This is a genomic window from Vibrio pelagius (genome assembly GCF_024347575.1).
In the GTDB taxonomy this organism is placed as follows: domain Bacteria; phylum Pseudomonadota; class Gammaproteobacteria; order Enterobacterales; family Vibrionaceae; genus Vibrio; species Vibrio pelagius.
In genome coordinates this window covers 2,794,540-2,810,603 of record NZ_AP025503.1, presented here as the reverse complement: position 1 = coordinate 2,810,603, position 16,064 = coordinate 2,794,540, and the positions used below count along the sequence as shown (strand labels likewise).

Sequence of the window (16,064 nt, the reverse complement as noted above, 5' to 3'; positions counted from 1 at the left end):
AGCGATATATGCATATTCATATCTTAGGAATTTGCGGCACCTTTATGGGTGGTGCAGCGGTATTAGCCCGTCAATTAGGTCACAAAGTGACAGGTTGTGATGCCAATGTTTACCCACCAATGAGCACACTATTAGAGTCACAAGGCATCGATATTATTGAAGGTTTTGACCCGAGCCAACTGGAGCCAAGACCCGATCTAGTGGTGATTGGCAATGCGATGAGTCGCGGTAATCCTTGTGTTGAATATGTACTAGATAACAACCTGAAATACACCTCGGGTCCACAGTGGTTACAAGAGTTCCTGCTGCATGACCGCTGGGTTCTGGCGGTTTCGGGCACTCATGGAAAAACCACAACAGCCAGTATGCTAGCGTGGATTTTAGAAGATTGTGGTTATGCGCCTGGCTTCTTAGTTGGAGGAGTGTTGGGTAACTTTGGTATCTCTGCTCGACTGGGTGAAAGCATGTTCTTTGTGGTTGAGGCCGATGAGTACGACAGTGCTTTTTTTGATAAGCGTTCTAAGTTTGTTCATTACCACCCGAGAACCTTGGTAATGAACAATCTTGAGTTTGACCATGCGGATATTTTCGACGATTTGGAGGCGATTAAACGTCAATTCCATCACTTGATTCGTACTGTTCCGGGCAATGGGCGAATTTTTGCTCCTCAACAGGATCGTGCTCTTGAGGATGTATTGTCTCGCGGGTGTTGGAGTGAAACGGAATTTGCGGGTGAAGAGGCGGATTGGCGTGCTGAAAAGCGAGTCAAAGATGGCTCGCAGTTCAACGTGTTGTTCCAAGGTGAATGTGTCGGCCAGGTTGAATGGCCGTTGGTGGGGGATCACAACGTCAATAATGCTTTGATGGCGATCGCTGCCGCTAGACATGTCGGCGTGACTCCCGACCTGGCGTGTGAGTCTTTGGCCAAGTTTATCAATACCAAGCGTCGTTTAGAGCTAAAAGGGGAAGTGGCTGGAGTTACGGTATACGACGATTTTGCGCATCACCCAACGGCAATTGAACTCACTCTAGGTGGCCTACGTAATAAGGTAGGCAACAGTAAAATTATCGCCGTATTGGAGCCTCGCTCTGCTACGATGAAGCGAGGCGTGCATAAAGAAACCCTTGCCGATTCGTTGAAGCAAGCGGACCGCACTTTCTTGTTCCAACCAGATAACATCGATTGGTCGGTTCAAGAGGTCGCAGACGCTTGTCATCAGCCCGCTATTGTCAGTGACGATCTAGATTCTTTAGTCACGAGCATTATTGAGCAAGCGCAACCGGGTGACCAAATCTTAGTGATGAGCAATGGTGGTTTTGGTGGTATACATCAGAAATTGCTTGATGGATTGGCGGCCAAAGGTTAAATACACGCGTTCTAATCGATTTAAGAAGTACAAGAGATCATGACCAAACAGAGTAAAGCGATTACCCTCGCATTCACCGGCGCTTCTGGTGCCCCATACGGCTTGCGCTTATTAGAGTGCCTACTTGCCGCTGATTATAAGGTATACCTGTTAATATCGTCGGCTGCGAGAGTAGTGCTAGCGACCGAACATGATCTCAAGCTGCCTTCAGGCCCTGATGCGGCCAAAGCAGTGTTGGTCAAATACCTGAACTGCGATCCTGACCGTTTGGTGGTGTGCGGTAAAGACGATTGGTTCTCTCCTGTTGCTTCAGGCTCTGCCGCGCCTAAGCAGATGGTGGTTTGCCCATGTTCAGCAGGAAGCGTTGCATCGATAGCTCACGGCATGTCTGATAACTTGATTGAACGCGCTGCCGATGTCGTTATGAAAGAGCGCGGTCAGTTGTTGTTAGTGGTTCGAGAGACGCCATTCTCGACGCTACACTTGGAAAATATGCACAAACTCTCGACGATGGGAGTGACCATCATGCCAGCGGCTCCGGGTTTCTATCATCAGCCAAAATCGATCGATGACCTTGTCGATTTCATGGTAGCTCGCATTCTTGACCACCTAGGGATAGAGCAGGGTTTAGTACCAAGATGGGGCTACGATCAGCGTCATTAAGGCGAACTTTGTAGCTTATTGGTTAAAATACAATTACAATTCTGCTTACTCATCGGGGAGCTAACCATTCAAATAATGAATGGTGGCTGAGATCAAGTGTCAACTTGGGACCCGTAAACCTGAACCAGATAATGCTGGCGTAGGAATTGAGTTAGGCAGTACGTTTCCATTGTCCTCCCTCAAGCCTGTGCCGCTCAGACCACGGAGAGCGTCCAGTGAAATTTGCATTAACCACTCTTGCTGTTACTACAGCGGCTTCTTTTTCCGCACTAGCGTCCGATAATACTCTTACGGTATATACTTATGATTCTTTCGCTGCAGACTGGGGCCCGCGTCCTGCTGTAGAGAAAGCATTTGAAGAGAAATGTGGCTGTGATGTGAACTTTGTTGCGCTGGAAGACGGAGTATCAATTCTAAACCGCTTGCGTCTAGAGGGTGGCAATAGCAAAGCCGATGTGGTGCTTGGCCTTGATCAAAACCTAATGGCGGAAGCGAAGAAAACGGGTCTACTTGCCGAGCATAGTGTCGATACCTCTTCGGTAGTGCTACCTAATGGCTGGGATGACAGCACCTTTGTTCCTTATGACTTCGGTTACTTCTCATTTATCTACAACACAGAAAAGCTATCAAACCCACCTAAGAGCTTGAAAGAGTTGGTTGAACAGCGTGACGATCTCAAGGTGATTTACCAAGATCCGCGTACTTCAACGCCAGGCCAAGGTCTGATGCTGTGGATGAAGTCGGTTTATGGCGACGATGCAACTCAAGCGTGGAAACAGCTTTCCAAGAAAACCGTTACTGTGACTAAAGGCTGGTCTGAAGCTTACTCTATGTTCCTTGAGGGTGAGTCAGATATGGTGCTCTCATACACGACTTCTCCGGCTTACCACATCATCGCTGAGAGTGACACGAAATATGCGTCTGCTGATTTTGCGGAAGGTCATTACACGCAAGTTGAAGTGGCTGCAAAAGTGAAAGGCAGCGATAATGAGAAGCTAGCTGATGAGTTCATGGCGTTCATTCTGAGTGACGAATTCCAATCGGCGATGCCAACGGGCAACTGGATGTACCCAGTGACGGATGTCGAGCTACCAAAAGGGTTTGAACAGCTGACGATGCCTAATAAATCCCTAAGCTTCACTTCTGAAGAAGTGGCTGAGAAGCGCAAGCCGTGGATTCGTGAGTGGCAAAACGCCCTGACTTTTTAATTAAGAGCCCGATGTTGGGCATTGAGCCTCTATTCCCATTAGAGGCTCAACATCGAGATAATCACTCTTTATGTTAAAGAATACACCTAAGGTGGGTATTTGGGTCGCGTTGACCATTACCGCCTTTGTGGTTTCATCAGTAGGGGCATTGCTAAGCAATGCCCCTTCTCTTGATATCAGCCAAGTATGGTCTGATCCATATTACTGGCACGTTACCAAATTCAGTTTTTATCAAGCAACGCTATCCATGTTATTGAGCGTTGTATTTGCGGTTCCTGTGGCACATGCCTTATCTCGCCGCCAATTCCCAGGTCGTTCCCTACTGCTAAGGCTGTTTGCTTCCACTTTGGTTCTGCCAGTATTGGTCGGCGTATTTGGTATTTTGGCCATCTATGGTAATAGTGGTTGGCTGGCGAAACTGCTTCAAGCTATTGATATGGACTTGCCATTTTCTATCTATGGGTTGAATGGCATTTTGCTTGCGCATGTCTTTTTCAATCTGCCTTATGCAAGTCGATTGTTGTTACAAGCTTTAGATACGGTTCCGGTTGAGCAACACAAGTTATGTGCACACCTTGGAATGAGTCACTGGGATAAATTTAAGTGGGTTGAATGGCCGCGCCTTAAGCAGCAGCTGCCGCATGTGTGTGGTTTAGTCTTTATGCTCTGCTTTACCAGTTTTGCAACTGTGATGGCATTGGGCGGTGGTCCTAAGTCGACAACCATCGAGCTTGCTATCTATCAAGCGATTAAATTTGATTTTGATCTGCAAGCCGGTGCTCTACTAGCGATATGGCAGATGCTACTCTGTGGTGTACTAGCGGTGAGTATTCAACGCCTTTCTAAGCCTGTTTCTGTCAGCGTTGGTCAACTGTCTGAAGCGAAGTTTTTGGTTAAGGACACCTATAGCTCAAAAGCTTGGGACAGCTTTTGGATCATCGTAGCCTCATTACTGGTTTTACCGCCACTGTTGATGGTCATTGTGGGTGGCTTAAACAGTGAAGCGATGGCGGTGTTAACCAGTGAACCGTTTTGGTTAGCTTTGTTTAATTCATTGAAAGTAGCGCTCAGTGCGAGTGTGATTGCGCTTTTGGTTGGAGTGGCCATTTTGATGACCAGTCGAGCATGGCGCTTGCAAAACAAGTCATTTCGCGCCGATAAGATCGAATTGATAGGTACTATTATATTGGTGACCCCCGGCTTAGTGGTGAGTACTGGTATCTTCCTGCTGTTACGTTCGATAACCGACGTGTTTAGCTTGGCCTTTTTTGTTGTGATTGCCGTTAATAGCTTAATGGCGCTCCCGTATGTGATCAAAAACTTAGCTCAGCCGATGCTGCACGTTGCTCAGCAATATCAGTATTTGTGCGCGAGTTTAGGTATGAAAGGTTGGCACCGGTTTAAGCTGGTGGAGTGGCGAGCGCTGCGTAAACCTATGGCGCAAGCCTTCTCGATTAGTTTCATGTTGTCGATGGGGGACTTGAGTGCCATTGCACTGTTTGGCAGTGCCGATTTTAGAACTCTCCCTCTGTATCTATTCCAGTTACTAGGCAGTTATCAGATGGAGGCTGCTGCTGTGGTTTCAGTGAGCTTGCTGATGCTGAGCGTTGGCAGCTTTAGTTTAATTGAATTCTTATTTACTCGAACATCTAACCAGAGAGGTGCCTAATGTTAGTGATGCAAGAGGTTGATTACCACTATCATCAGGAGCTGTTTCATTTTGATTTTATGGCTGAACAAGGTGATGTTGTTGCCTTGATGGGGCCGAGTGGTGCGGGTAAGTCGACCTTGCTGGCATTGATTGCGGGATTCATAGAACCGTCATCAGGCGCTATTTCGGTTTCCGGTCAATCGCTTGTTGGTTTGGATGCTTACCAGCGTCCACTTGCTATGTTATTTCAAGAGCACAATTTGTTTGCGCACCTTACGGTTAGAGAAAATATCGGCTTAGGGCTGCACCCAGGCCTTAAACTAACCAAAGCGCAGCAACAGCAAGTACAACAAGCGGCAGAGCAAGTCGGTGTCGAACAGTATCTTGATCGATTACCGGAGCATCTTTCTGGTGGACAGCGTCAGCGTGTCGCATTAGCTCGGTGTTTTGTGCAGCCACACCCTATTTGGTTGTTAGACGAACCATTCTCTGCGCTGGACCCTTTGTTGCGAGAAGAGATGTTAGCCTTGGTGAAACAACTAGCCGCGGAACGAAATGTTACGGTAATCATGGTGACTCACCACCTAGGAGATGCTCGCAGTATTGCTAACAAGTTTGCCTTTGTGGCTAAAGGGCAGGTGTTGGTGGCGGAGGCGATAGATGCACTCACAGCGCAACACCCACAGCCTGAATTGGCCTCTTTTGTCCGTGCTGGCGAGTGATCTTTCGACCTAAAATATTGAGCTTATAATTTATATGGAGCTTAGTAGCAAGTACGCAGATATGAAAAAGCCTAGCAGAAGCTAGGCTTTGTTGATCGCGTGATGAGTCTTATAGCTCGTCTTGCTTAAGTTCTTTTAGAACTTGGAAGATCTCGCGGTACGCTTTTGCCGGCTTACCCGCTTTTTTCTCTTTGTTTGCCTGACGCGCTAATTGACGTAGACGCTGACGGTCTGCTTCAGGGTGCGCTTCAACCACTTCAGAGATAGCTGTATCACCGTCTTCAACAATACGGTCGCGTAATTGCTCAAGCTTGTGCAGCTCAGCGGTTGCTTGAGAGTGTTTGTTACGAACTTTATCTAGAGCCGCTTGAATTGGCTCTGGATCTTCGTTGCGCATCACTTTACCGATGTACTGCAGTTGACGACGTTTCGCTTCATTTTTAAAGCGTTGTGCATCTTTAATCGCTTCCGCCAAATCTTCAGACAGAGGGAACTTCTCTAGTACAGAAGGCTTAAGCTCCACGAGTTCCTCGCCCAACTTTTGCAGCGCTTCCATGTCCTCTTTCATTTCCGTCTTACTTACCCAGATGATTTCTTCTTCTGGTTCCCACGGGGCTTTTTGGTTTTTGCGAGCCATCTTATTTGCCTATATCACTATCTCAATCGAATATATCCGCTATTTTAGCAAGAATCTTGGGGAGAAAGCGAAATTCTTGTTATCCTACGTAATATAGACCTTCAAAAATAGAATAGATATGGATGTAAAACAGCAAGTCGCTCAGCAACGTGTTGAGCTAGAAGCAGCAGTAGCAAAAGCGTTAGATATGGCTTCAGTCAGTGCCGATGCTGCAGAGGTGGCTATTACTAAATCAACAGGTTTGAGTGTCTCTACACGCATGTGTGAGGTTGAAAACGTTGAATTTAATAGTGATGGTGCCCTTGGTATTACTGTTTATCGCGGCCAACAAAAAGGCAGTGCATCTACATCTGATTTGAGCGAAAAGGCGATCGCCCAAACCGTGGCGGCGGCTTTAGATATCGCTCAATACACCTCTGAAGATCCTTATGCAGGGCCGGCTCCTAAAGAGTTCATGGTTAAAGAGATTCCAGACTTAGATCTGTTCCACCCTGATGAGCCAAACCCTGACTATGCGGCTGAAATCGCGATTGCGGCTGAGAAGCAAGCACTCGCGTACAGCGATAAGATCAAGCAAAGCGATGGTGCTAGCTACGATAGTCACTACGGCGTAAAGGTATACGGCAATAGCCACGGTCTGCTTGCAAGTTATGCTTCAAGCCGCCACAGCACGAGTTGTTGTGTGATTGGACAGGGCATTAATGGAGAAATGGAACGAGACTACAGCTACACCGTTGCACGTCACCGTGACGAGCTGTGGACGCCTGAGCGTGTGGGTCAAGAAGCAGCAGAAAAGACCATTAGTCGTTTGGATGCTAAGAAGCTACCAACCGGTCAATACCCGATCATGTTTGCAGCCGATGTAGCAACGGGCCTCATCGGACACCTCGTTATGGCGATCAGTGGCGGCAACCTTTACCGTAAAGCGTCATTTTTATTGGATCACCTAGGCGAGAAAATCTTACCAGAATGGTTCAATATCTCTGAACGTCCCCATATCTTACGCGGCTTAGCGTCGAGCCCATTTGATAGTGAAGGTGTCTATACACAAGACCGAGAGATTATTACTGATGGTGTATTAGCGACTTACCTGCTGACTAGCTACGCGGCACGTAAGATGGATATGACGCCAACGGGCCATGCTGGTGGTATTCACAACTGGTTTGTTCAATCGACGGGTCAGAACTTCGAGCAAATGCTAAAAGAGCTAGGCACGGGTTTGCTTGTGACCGAAGTGATGGGGCAAGGCGTAAACACAGTAACGGGGGATTACTCTCGTGGAGCCGCAGGCTTCTGGGTTAAAAATGGTGAGATTCAATACCCAGTGTCTGAGGTGACGATTGCAGGTAATCTGAAAGATATGTTCAATCAGATTGTTGCGGTTGGTAGCGATGTAGAGACACGCTCACAGATTCAAACCGGCTCGATCTTGCTTGAGTCGATGAAAGTAGCAGGCGAGTAATACCAATCACATTTCGCAAATCTGAACAATTAAAAAGGGAGCCGCTGGCTCCCTTTGGTTATTTAGTGTCTAGACTTAAGCTTCTCGCTCAAAGCTGCCACTCATTCAGACTAGATGAGTATTGTTGCTAAGCCCAAGAATACCGATAGTCCAATCACGTCGGTCACGGTAGTCAACGCCATACCTCCAGCCAGTGCTGGGTCGATATTCATCTTCTTCAGCATCACAGGGATGGTTACCCCAGCAATACCTGCCACGATTAAATTGGTCAGCATTGCCGCAGAAATGATCCCGCCAAGTATCCAGTTGCCTTTCCAAGCCACAACGATACCGCCGATGATGCATGCCCATAAGACACCATTGAGGAAACCGATCGCGGCTTCTTTTAGCAATAGCTCTCGCTTGTTACTGTCACCAATGTGACCAAGTGCTAGACCACGAATAACCAGAGCGACGGTTTGGTTACCTGCTACACCACCCATTGAAGGTACGATGGTCATCAGTACCGCAATGGCTGCCATTTGGTCGAGGGTTGCTTCAAACATATTCGAAACCGAAGCGGCTGCAAGGGCGGCTAACACGTTTGCACCAAGCCAGACACTACGACGACGTGCAGACTTTACGACAGGCGCGAAGGTATCTTCGTCATCGTCCATACCCGCCATACTCATCATTGAGTGCTCGGCATCTTCACGAATCACGTCAACCACGTCATCGATGGTGATACGACCGACAAGATGTTGGTTTTCATCAACAACTGGAGCCGATACCCAGTTACGACGCTCAAATAGGCTCGCGATATCGGAAGCGCTGGTTTCAACAGCGATCGCTTCATCAGCGTCATCCATCACTTCAGAAACAAGGGTTTCTGGTTGAGTGGTAATCAGTGTAGTTAGAGATAGATTACCGATTAAACGCTCATCTTCATCAATCACGTATAGCGTGTCCGTCGCATCCGGCAGCTCACCGCGTATGCGTAGATAGCGCAGAACGACATCGACGTCGACATCACCACGAATGGTGATTACGTCGGTGTTCATCAATGCACCAGCAGAGTCCTCTGGATAAGACAGCGCAGTCTCGACCAAGGCTCGGTCTGCTGAGTCCATCTGTGATAGAACTTCACGAGAAACATCATCGGGCAGGCTTCGAAGTACGTAGGCGACGTCATCGGTCTCCATCCCTTCGGTTGCCTCTGCGAGCATCTCTGGTGCCATCTTCGACACCAACGCATCCTTAACGTCTTCGTTCAGCTCATCAAGAATTTCACCGTAGTCTTCAGGATCGGTAAGTTGCCAAAGTACATCACGACTCTTGCGAGGGGAGGCTTCTAAAAGGTGTGCAATATCTTCAGGCTCCATGTCCTGAAGTTGTCGACGTACGTGAACAAATCGGCCGTTTTCAAGGGCTTCGCTGACTTCTTGGAGGGTTTGGTGAGCTTGGTCAAATTCAAATTGCTCTGCCATGTTTTCCTCCTCTTCTCATTATTCTATGGATGTTAGGAATAGTAACTTAATTCTACGACGTAGTTAAATCATTAACTTATGGAGAACTAAGATTTAGGCTTGGTAGGCGTTGGAAGGCGAGGCTGTGGTGGGGCATTGCCCGGTTTCAGTTACTCGCCTTCGTCAAATTTATCTTCGATTAGGTGGCAGACAGCATCAAGTGCCTGTTGAGCATCGTCGCCTTCAGCTTGAATGCGAATGTGCTGACCTTGTGCAGATTCAAGCATGAGTAATCCCATAACACTGTCTGCTGTCGCGCTTTTCTCATCTTCACTATGAATGGTCAAAGTGGCATTGAAGCTCTGGGCAAGCTCGACCAGTTTTACTGCTGCGCGAGCATGAAGCCCCAAACGGTTTTGAATGAGTACAGTGCGGGTCAATTCCATGATTTAGGCCTGTTGGTTTTTTTCTAATGAAGCGTGTCGAATCTGTACTTGGTGGCCCAGTTGGTCAAAGTATTCACCGATCTTTTGAGTCAGGTAGACAGAGCGGTGTTTACCACCAGTACAACCAATTGCTACCGTTAGGTAACTGCGATTGTTCTTTTCTAACATTGGCAACCATTGCTCGACAAAACCTTGAATCTGCTGCTTCAGTTCGATCACTTCCTGGTGTTTTTCTAGGAAAGAGTGAATCGGAGCATCAAGTCCAGTTAGCGGTCTGAGATCTGGCTCCCAGTGAGGGTTTGGCAGGAAACGAACATCAAACACATAGTCTGCATCGCTAGGTAAACCGTATTTAAAACCAAAGGATTGAAAAACAATAATCAGCTCTTGCTTCTCTTTGCCTTCAACTTTAAGGCGTACCTGCTCACTCAATTCGTAGAGGTTGCAATTACTACTATCAATCAAAATATCGGCTTGGTCAGCCAGTGGAGAAAGCAGCTGCTTCTCGAGGTTGATGGCTTGTTCTAGAGAGAGCTTATCGTCACCCAGAGAAAGTGGGTGGATGCGGCGCGTTTCGCTATAGCGCTTGAGCAGTGTTTGTTTGTTTGCATCTAAAAACAGCACGCTAACATCAATATTGGCGGCATCTTCTAATTGAGCCAGTGTCTCTGTGACAAGATGAGGTTCTTTAGGCAGGTTGCGTATATCGATGCTTACTGCAACGTTTTGATTGATCTCTTTGACTGACTCAACGAAGTTACCGAGCAGGTTAACAGGTAAGTTATCAACACAGTAATACCCGAGATCTTCAAGAACTCGCAATGCAACGCTTTTGCCAGCGCCTGATTGACCACTAACTACGATAAGGCGCATGTTATTGCTCGCAAGTCGGCACTTGGATCATAATGTCGTAAAGCTCTTGATCGCTTTGTGCATTGCGCAGTTGTTTCAGCGTTTGCTTATCGTTGAGTCGTTCTGCCATGCAAGAAAGCGTTTTAAGATGCTCTTTGCATTGCTCGCTAGGAACCAAAAGTGCAAATAGCAGATCAACAGGGCGGTTATCGATCGCATCAAACTCGATAGGGTCTTGGCACTGTAATAGAACAGCGATCGCTTTGTCGCTGACATTCATACGAGCATGGGGAATAGCGATACCATTTCCGATGCCAGTACTGCCCATTTTCTCTCGACTCAGCATGCACTCGAACAACTCTGTTGAGTCTTGACCACAGCTCTCGGCTGCGATTTGGCTGATGATTTCTAGAGCTCTTTTCTTGCTTGTGCATTGAACTGCACTTTTGGTGCAGTCCAATGAAAGTACTTCGCTTAATTGCATGTTAGTGACTACTTAGCTTTTCTTTGTGCTTGTTGAGTTGGCGAACGAGTTTATCAACTAATGAATCAATTGCAGCATACATATTTTCATCGGTAGCTGTCGCATGAATATCGCCTTGATTGACATGAAGCGTTGCTTCCGCAATCTGATTGATTTTCTCAACTTTCAATACGACTTGAACGTTATTAATGTGCTCAAAAAAGCGTTCAAGCTTTTCAAATTTGGTGTGAACATAGTCTTGCATTGAATCGGTAAGATCAACGTGATGGCCTTGAATATTGATTTGCATAGACTTTCCTTTTCAGTTAGTGCCCTATAGCAGGCGTTTACGCTGACTCGAAGGGGCAATGCCTAAAGATTCACGGTATTTTGCTATGGTTCTTCTAGCTACCTGAATTCCTTGGTCAGCCAGTAAAGCAGCAATCTTGCTGTCGCTGAGTGGTTTCGCTGTGTTTTCAGCAGCCACCAGTTTCTTAATCAGCGCACGAATTGCTGTTGATGAACACTCTCCGCCGTTGTCTGTGCTGACATGACTAGAGAAGAAGTATTTCAGCTCAAAGATGCCTCGTGGTGTGTGCATGAACTTCTGTGTCGTAACACGAGAAATTGTGGATTCATGCATGTCGACTGCAAGAGCGACGTCATTCAACACCATAGGCTTCATGGCTTCTTCACCATGTTCGAAGAAATCGTGCTGATGTTCAACAATGCATCGCGCAACTTTGAGTAGGGTCTCATTTCGGCTCTCTAGGCTTTTAATTAGCCATTTTGCCTCTTGCAAGTTGGAGCGAATGTATTGGTTGTCAGCACTATTGCCTTTACTGCCTAAGTCGGCGTACTGCTGGTTCACTTTCAGCTTTGGTACGCTATCTGGGTTGATGGTGACTAACCACTTACCTAGATCTTTAAACACCGATACATCAGGGACAACATACTCGGTTTCATCCGGGGTAATTTTGCTGCCTGGTCGCGGGTCTAGTTGCTGTATAAGCTGCAGAACTTCACGTAGCTCTGCTTCTTTTAACTTAGTCTCTTTGATGATCAGTTTGTAATCACGATTGCCTAACTGGTCGATGTGGCTAGTAAGTACTAACTTTGCCTCTGTCAGCCACGGAGTATCTTCAGGGAATGTCGCCAGTTGCAGTAGCAAACAGTCTTGCAAGTTCAGCGAGCCCACGCCGAGCGGATCGAACTGTTGAATACGTTTTCGAACGGCTTCAATCTCGTCGAGTTCAATCTCTTCGTTGTCGAAGCTTTCAAGGATCTCTTCACTCGAAACAGTCAGGTAGCCGTAGTCGTCAATTGCATCAATCAACGCTAATGCAATAGTACGGTCAGTTTCTGAAAATGGCGTAAGGTCTAATTGCCACAATAGGTAATCTTGCAGGCTTTGTGTTGTCTCACCTTGGTAAACCGGCATATCATCGTCGATCGCAATACCAGTATTACCAGTGTTAGCACTGTACACATCTTCCCAAGTAGTATCGATTTCTAAGTCGTTGCCAATTTCTGACTTTTCAATCAGATCGGAACTGTCAGGTAAGTCTGGTTCAGCAGTGGCCTCTGCTGTTTCTTTCTCGTCACGGCTAGGTTTTTCTTCAGAGTTTGTAGGGGCGTCATCATTCCCCTCTTCTACGTCGAGAAGTGGGTTTGATTCCAAAGCCTCTTGAATCTCTTGTTGCAAATCCAACGTAGACAACTGCAACAAACGGATCGCTTGTTGTAGCTGTGGGGTCATTGCTAATTGCTGGCCTAGCTTAAGTTGTAATGAGGGTTTCATTCAGTATTACTTACCTAGTTATTATTCTTAGAATTCTCGATACGCTCTATATAATCATAGACGGAATTGTTCGCCTAGATAAACTTGTTTCACTTGTTCGTTATTGAGAACATCCTCCGGTGAACCTTCGGCGATCAAGTGCCCTTGGCTCACAATATAAGCCTTTTCGCACACGTCTAATGTTTCACGAACGTTGTGGTCAGTGATCAAAACGCCAAGACCGCGATCACGCAAGTGCTCGATGATTTTCTTGATATCAATAACTGAGATCGGGTCAACACCCGCGAACGGTTCATCGAGCAGAATAAACTGAGGATTCGCAGCCAGAGCGCGAGCAATTTCAACACGACGTCGCTCACCACCAGACAGTGCCATACCGTTACTGGTGCGAATGTGTTGAATATGGAACTCTTCAAGCAGGTCTTCGAGTTTATCTTGGCGCTCTTCTGGCGTTAATTCCTTACGTGTTTGCAGTACCGACATGATGTTGTCTTCAACGGAAAGCTTGCGGAAGATAGACGCTTCTTGCGGTAGATAACCGATCCCCAAACGTGAACGGCTATGCATCGGTAGGATACTGATGTCGTTATCATCGATGCTGATGGTGCCTTCATCACGCGCAACCAGACCAACGATCATGTAGAAAGAGGTGGTTTTGCCAGCACCGTTAGGGCCCAGTAAGCCAACGATTTGTCCAGACTCGACTTGCAGGCTCACGTCTGTTACGACCTTACGTTTGCTGTAGGTCTTCGCCAGGTTTTGCGCTTTTAAGACTGCCATAGTTAATTGTTCACTTGTGCTGGTTGAAGAACGGTTGAAACACGCTCATTTTCATCGCTGTCAGCAACCAGTTTTTGTGAGGAGATCTGATAGGTGATCTTGGAACCACGAATTAGGTTACCGTCTTGAGACAGTTGTGCTTCTTTGGTCATGATGAGCTTGTCTGTACTCAACTGATAATTCAGCTCAAACGCCTGTCCGCTTAGCGTTTTACCATCGTCAGTAAGCTGTGAGAAAAGCGCTGGTTTACCAAAACCTTGAATCGCCTCGATTTCACCGCTGCTTGCATTACGCGTAACGATGATTTTGTCAGCGTTAATATTAATGCTGCCTTGCTTTAATTTTACATCGCCTTCAAACGTAACCTTGTTGCTCTTCATGTCGAGTTGTTGGCTGTCTGAATCGATATAAACAGGTTGCTCTGTATCTGATGACAGAGCAAGGGCGTTTGGCGCCGCAAACGCAAAAGCAAGTAAACTAAGGTGTAAGAGTTTCATATCTACCTTGAACATTTTCAAAGAGGGTTGCAGTGTTGCTATCGAAGTTGCCCTTCATAGCTTGTCCCTCAGTTTCGAATAATGGGCCGATCAGACGAACTGTGCTTTCGGAGTGAAAGTCTCGGCTAGTGAGCTCAACAACTAACTTATCCATAGTCATGTTGTCGAAGCTGGCTTCTGGTAATAGGTTTTTCACTATTACATTATCATAAAGTGTCAACGTTTGGTCGTCGTCGAGTACCGCACGCCTTGCGGTCATCTGCCACTCGATTGTGTGACCATCACGAAATACCGAGAGCACCGGGTTTTCAAAAAGGGTGTCGCCACTTTTGGAGTAGTGCTCAAGATGACTTGATTCTATTTGATAGCTACGAATGCCTGCTTGGTCGTAGCTGATATTATCTAGATTCCTGCCGCTGAATATAGGCAATTCCAGATTAGGAGCAACCTGAATTGCGGTGCTTTGCTCTTTGTCATACAGGTAATAAGCTGACCAAGATGCAATAAACAACAGTATTAAATAGATAATACGGGTTAAACTCATATGCTTAGACCTTTGTGCACGTCTAGCTCATCCCTTGCTTGTAAAATAAGGTCGCAAACTTCACGCACGGCTCCGTGACCACCTTTAATATTGGTTACGTAGTTTGCTCGTTGCACGAGTAGCGGGTGACCATCCGCGACACACACTTTCAATGCCACTTTTTCCATCACTGGCCAGTCAATCAGGTCATCACCAATGTAGCCAGTATGCTCTGGAGCTATATTCAGTTTATCGCAGATATCTTGATAAGCTTTAACCTTGTCGTCTTGACCTTGATAGATCAGCTTAATACCGAGAGCTGTCATGCGGTTTTCGACGATTTGTGATTGACGCCCGGTAATGATGGCGATTTCAATCCCTGCATTCATTAAAGACTTAATGCCGTAGCCATCGCGGGTATGGAAGGTCTTAAGCTCTTCACCTTGGTTACCCATGTAAACAAGACCATCAGAAAACACGCCGTCTACATCACAGATTAGCAGCTTTATCTCTTTCGCGATCTGAAAAACGTCAGCATCGACAGAACCGTAAAGTGTGGCAACAGTTTGAGTCATTACATTACTCCTGCTTTCAGTAGGTCGTGCATGTTAAGCGCGCCAACCAGCATTCCATTTTGGCAAAGCATCAAACCGTTGATGCTCTTCTCTTGCATCAAGTTAAGACCTTCGACTGCCAAGATGTTTGGATCGGCCACGGTTGGGTTTTGCGTCATCACATCACCAATTTGAGTCGTATGTATATCGATGCGTTTGTCTAAGATTCTGCGTAAATCCCCATCGGTAAATATACCGAGCATTTTATCTTGTTCATCGACAACTGCGGTCATACCTAAACCTTTCTGGGAGATCTCAAGTAGAGCATCACGAACAAGTGCATTGGGAGCTACTTTAGGCAGTTCATCACCGGTATGCATAATATCTTCCAGCTTCAATAACAGCTGGCGACCGAGTGCTCCACCTGGATGCGACAGCGCAAAGTCTTCCGCTGTAAAGCCACGCGCTTGCAGTAGTGCGACAGCCAGAGCATCACCCATTACTAGTGTAGCGGTTGTACTGCTGGTTGGTGCCAAACCAAGCGGGCACGCCTCTTCAGGTACAGTTATTTGAAGATGGATATCTGACAGGGTCGCCATGTTCGACTTTGGTTTGCCTGTCATACTGATGATTTTGATGTTTAAGCGTTTTAGCACCGGAAATAGGCTAAGAATCTCATCTGATTCGCCAGAGTTGGAGATCGCTATTACGATATCGCCCGATTCGACCATGCCCAAATCACCATGTGCGGCTTCACCTGGATGAACAAAAAACGCGGAGGTGCCAGTGCTCGCCAGTGTCGCAGCAATCTTATTGCCGATGTGTCCTGATTTACCCATTCCCATTACAACCACTTTGCCCTGGTTGTTGAGGATGAGATCACAAGCGCGACAAAAGTCGTCATTAAAGTACTGATCAAGTTGATTGAGGCCAGCAACTTCAATCTCTAATACTTGTTTAGCAACACTACGGTAATCGAATGATTGAGACATC

Annotated in this window: 18 protein-coding genes and 1 riboswitch; of the genes, 6 read left to right on the top strand and 12 right to left on the bottom strand. The window is 46.7% G+C overall.

What is annotated here, in order from left to right:
- Window positions 1-8: 8 nt before the first annotated feature.
- From mpl to thiQ, 5 genes are all read left to right on the top strand, one after another.
- Complete coding sequence (mpl, locus tag vsple_RS12410) at window positions 9-1,367, top strand: UDP-N-acetylmuramate:L-alanyl-gamma-D-glutamyl-meso-diaminopimelate ligase (RefSeq protein ID WP_261882145.1); 1,359 nt, start codon at window positions 9-11, stop codon at window positions 1,365-1,367.
- Window positions 1,368-1,406: 39 nt separating this feature from the next.
- Window positions 1,407-2,030, top strand: a complete 624-nt coding sequence (locus vsple_RS12405; protein WP_261882144.1) for a flavin prenyltransferase UbiX — start codon at window positions 1,407-1,409, stop codon at window positions 2,028-2,030.
- A 43-nt stretch (window positions 2,031-2,073) separates the two neighbouring features.
- A riboswitch (TPP riboswitch) is annotated at window positions 2,074-2,193 on the top strand.
- Window positions 2,194-2,245: 52 nt separating this feature from the next.
- The gene (thiB, locus tag vsple_RS12400; RefSeq protein WP_261882143.1) at window positions 2,246-3,238 is read left to right on the top strand and encodes a thiamine ABC transporter substrate binding subunit; all 993 of its coding nucleotides are present in this window, start codon (window positions 2,246-2,248) and stop codon (window positions 3,236-3,238) included.
- Between the two features lie 70 nt (window positions 3,239-3,308).
- Window positions 3,309-4,907: a thiamine/thiamine pyrophosphate ABC transporter permease ThiP gene (gene thiP, locus vsple_RS12395; protein ID WP_261882142.1), complete on the top strand. Its 1,599-nt coding sequence runs from the start codon at window positions 3,309-3,311 to the stop codon at window positions 4,905-4,907.
- Window positions 4,907-5,611, top strand: coding sequence for a thiamine ABC transporter ATP-binding protein (gene thiQ / locus vsple_RS12390; protein WP_261882141.1), 705 nt, complete (start codon window positions 4,907-4,909; stop codon window positions 5,609-5,611). Before thiP ends, thiQ begins: the two co-directional genes overlap by 1 nt.
- Before the next feature lie 109 nt (window positions 5,612-5,720).
- Here thiQ and yjgA read toward each other — a convergent pair whose 3' ends face one another.
- Window positions 5,721-6,248, bottom strand: coding sequence for a ribosome biogenesis factor YjgA (gene yjgA, locus vsple_RS12385; RefSeq protein ID WP_255229824.1), 528 nt, complete (start codon window positions 6,246-6,248; stop codon window positions 5,721-5,723).
- Window positions 6,249-6,366: 118 nt separating this feature from the next.
- Between yjgA and pmbA the strand changes: the two genes are divergently transcribed.
- Complete coding sequence (gene pmbA, locus vsple_RS12380; RefSeq protein ID WP_261882140.1) at window positions 6,367-7,710, top strand: metalloprotease PmbA; 1,344 nt, start codon at window positions 6,367-6,369, stop codon at window positions 7,708-7,710.
- A 110-nt stretch (window positions 7,711-7,820) separates the two neighbouring features.
- Here pmbA and mgtE read toward each other — a convergent pair whose 3' ends face one another.
- From mgtE to kdsD, 11 genes are all read right to left on the bottom strand, one after another.
- Entirely contained in the window at window positions 7,821-9,176 is a 1,356-nt protein-coding gene (gene mgtE / locus vsple_RS12375) for a magnesium transporter (protein WP_255229827.1), read from the bottom strand.
- A gap of 149 nt (window positions 9,177-9,325) precedes the next feature.
- Window positions 9,326-9,601 carry an HPr family phosphocarrier protein gene (locus tag vsple_RS12370; protein ID WP_150893324.1) on the bottom strand — a complete coding sequence of 92 codons (276 nt, stop codon included), beginning with the start codon at window positions 9,599-9,601 and terminating at the stop codon, window positions 9,326-9,328.
- Between the two features lie 3 nt (window positions 9,602-9,604).
- Entirely contained in the window at window positions 9,605-10,474 is an 870-nt protein-coding gene (gene rapZ / locus vsple_RS12365; RefSeq protein WP_261882139.1) for an RNase adapter RapZ, read from the bottom strand.
- A 1-nt stretch (window position 10,475) separates the two neighbouring features.
- Window positions 10,476-10,937 carry a PTS IIA-like nitrogen regulatory protein PtsN gene (gene ptsN / locus vsple_RS12360; RefSeq protein ID WP_032553273.1) on the bottom strand — a complete coding sequence of 154 codons (462 nt, stop codon included), beginning with the start codon at window positions 10,935-10,937 and terminating at the stop codon, window positions 10,476-10,478.
- A 1-nt stretch (window position 10,938) separates the two neighbouring features.
- Entirely contained in the window at window positions 10,939-11,226 is a 288-nt protein-coding gene (gene hpf / locus vsple_RS12355; RefSeq protein WP_032553272.1) for a ribosome hibernation promoting factor, read from the bottom strand.
- A 24-nt stretch (window positions 11,227-11,250) separates the two neighbouring features.
- Window positions 11,251-12,717 carry an RNA polymerase factor sigma-54 gene (locus vsple_RS12350; RefSeq protein ID WP_255229829.1) on the bottom strand — a complete coding sequence of 489 codons (1,467 nt, stop codon included), beginning with the start codon at window positions 12,715-12,717 and terminating at the stop codon, window positions 11,251-11,253.
- A 54-nt stretch (window positions 12,718-12,771) separates the two neighbouring features.
- Window positions 12,772-13,497 carry an LPS export ABC transporter ATP-binding protein gene (gene lptB / locus vsple_RS12345; RefSeq protein ID WP_032553270.1) on the bottom strand — a complete coding sequence of 242 codons (726 nt, stop codon included), beginning with the start codon at window positions 13,495-13,497 and terminating at the stop codon, window positions 12,772-12,774.
- 2 nt (window positions 13,498-13,499) lie between these two features.
- Window positions 13,500-13,994: a lipopolysaccharide transport periplasmic protein LptA gene (gene lptA / locus vsple_RS12340; protein ID WP_261882138.1), complete on the bottom strand. Its 495-nt coding sequence runs from the start codon at window positions 13,992-13,994 to the stop codon at window positions 13,500-13,502.
- On the bottom strand, window positions 13,975-14,538 hold the full coding sequence (lptC, locus tag vsple_RS12335; RefSeq protein ID WP_261882137.1) for an LPS export ABC transporter periplasmic protein LptC: 564 nt from the start codon (window positions 14,536-14,538) through the stop codon (window positions 13,975-13,977). Before lptC ends, lptA begins: the two co-directional genes overlap by 20 nt.
- Window positions 14,535-15,092 carry a 3-deoxy-manno-octulosonate-8-phosphatase KdsC gene (gene kdsC / locus vsple_RS12330; protein ID WP_255229833.1) on the bottom strand — a complete coding sequence of 186 codons (558 nt, stop codon included), beginning with the start codon at window positions 15,090-15,092 and terminating at the stop codon, window positions 14,535-14,537. The genes lptC and kdsC overlap by 4 nt, the downstream gene beginning before the upstream one ends.
- Entirely contained in the window at window positions 15,092-16,063 is a 972-nt protein-coding gene (gene kdsD / locus vsple_RS12325) for an arabinose-5-phosphate isomerase KdsD (protein WP_261882136.1), read from the bottom strand. The genes kdsC and kdsD overlap by 1 nt, the downstream gene beginning before the upstream one ends.
- Window position 16,064: the final 1 nt, after the last annotated feature.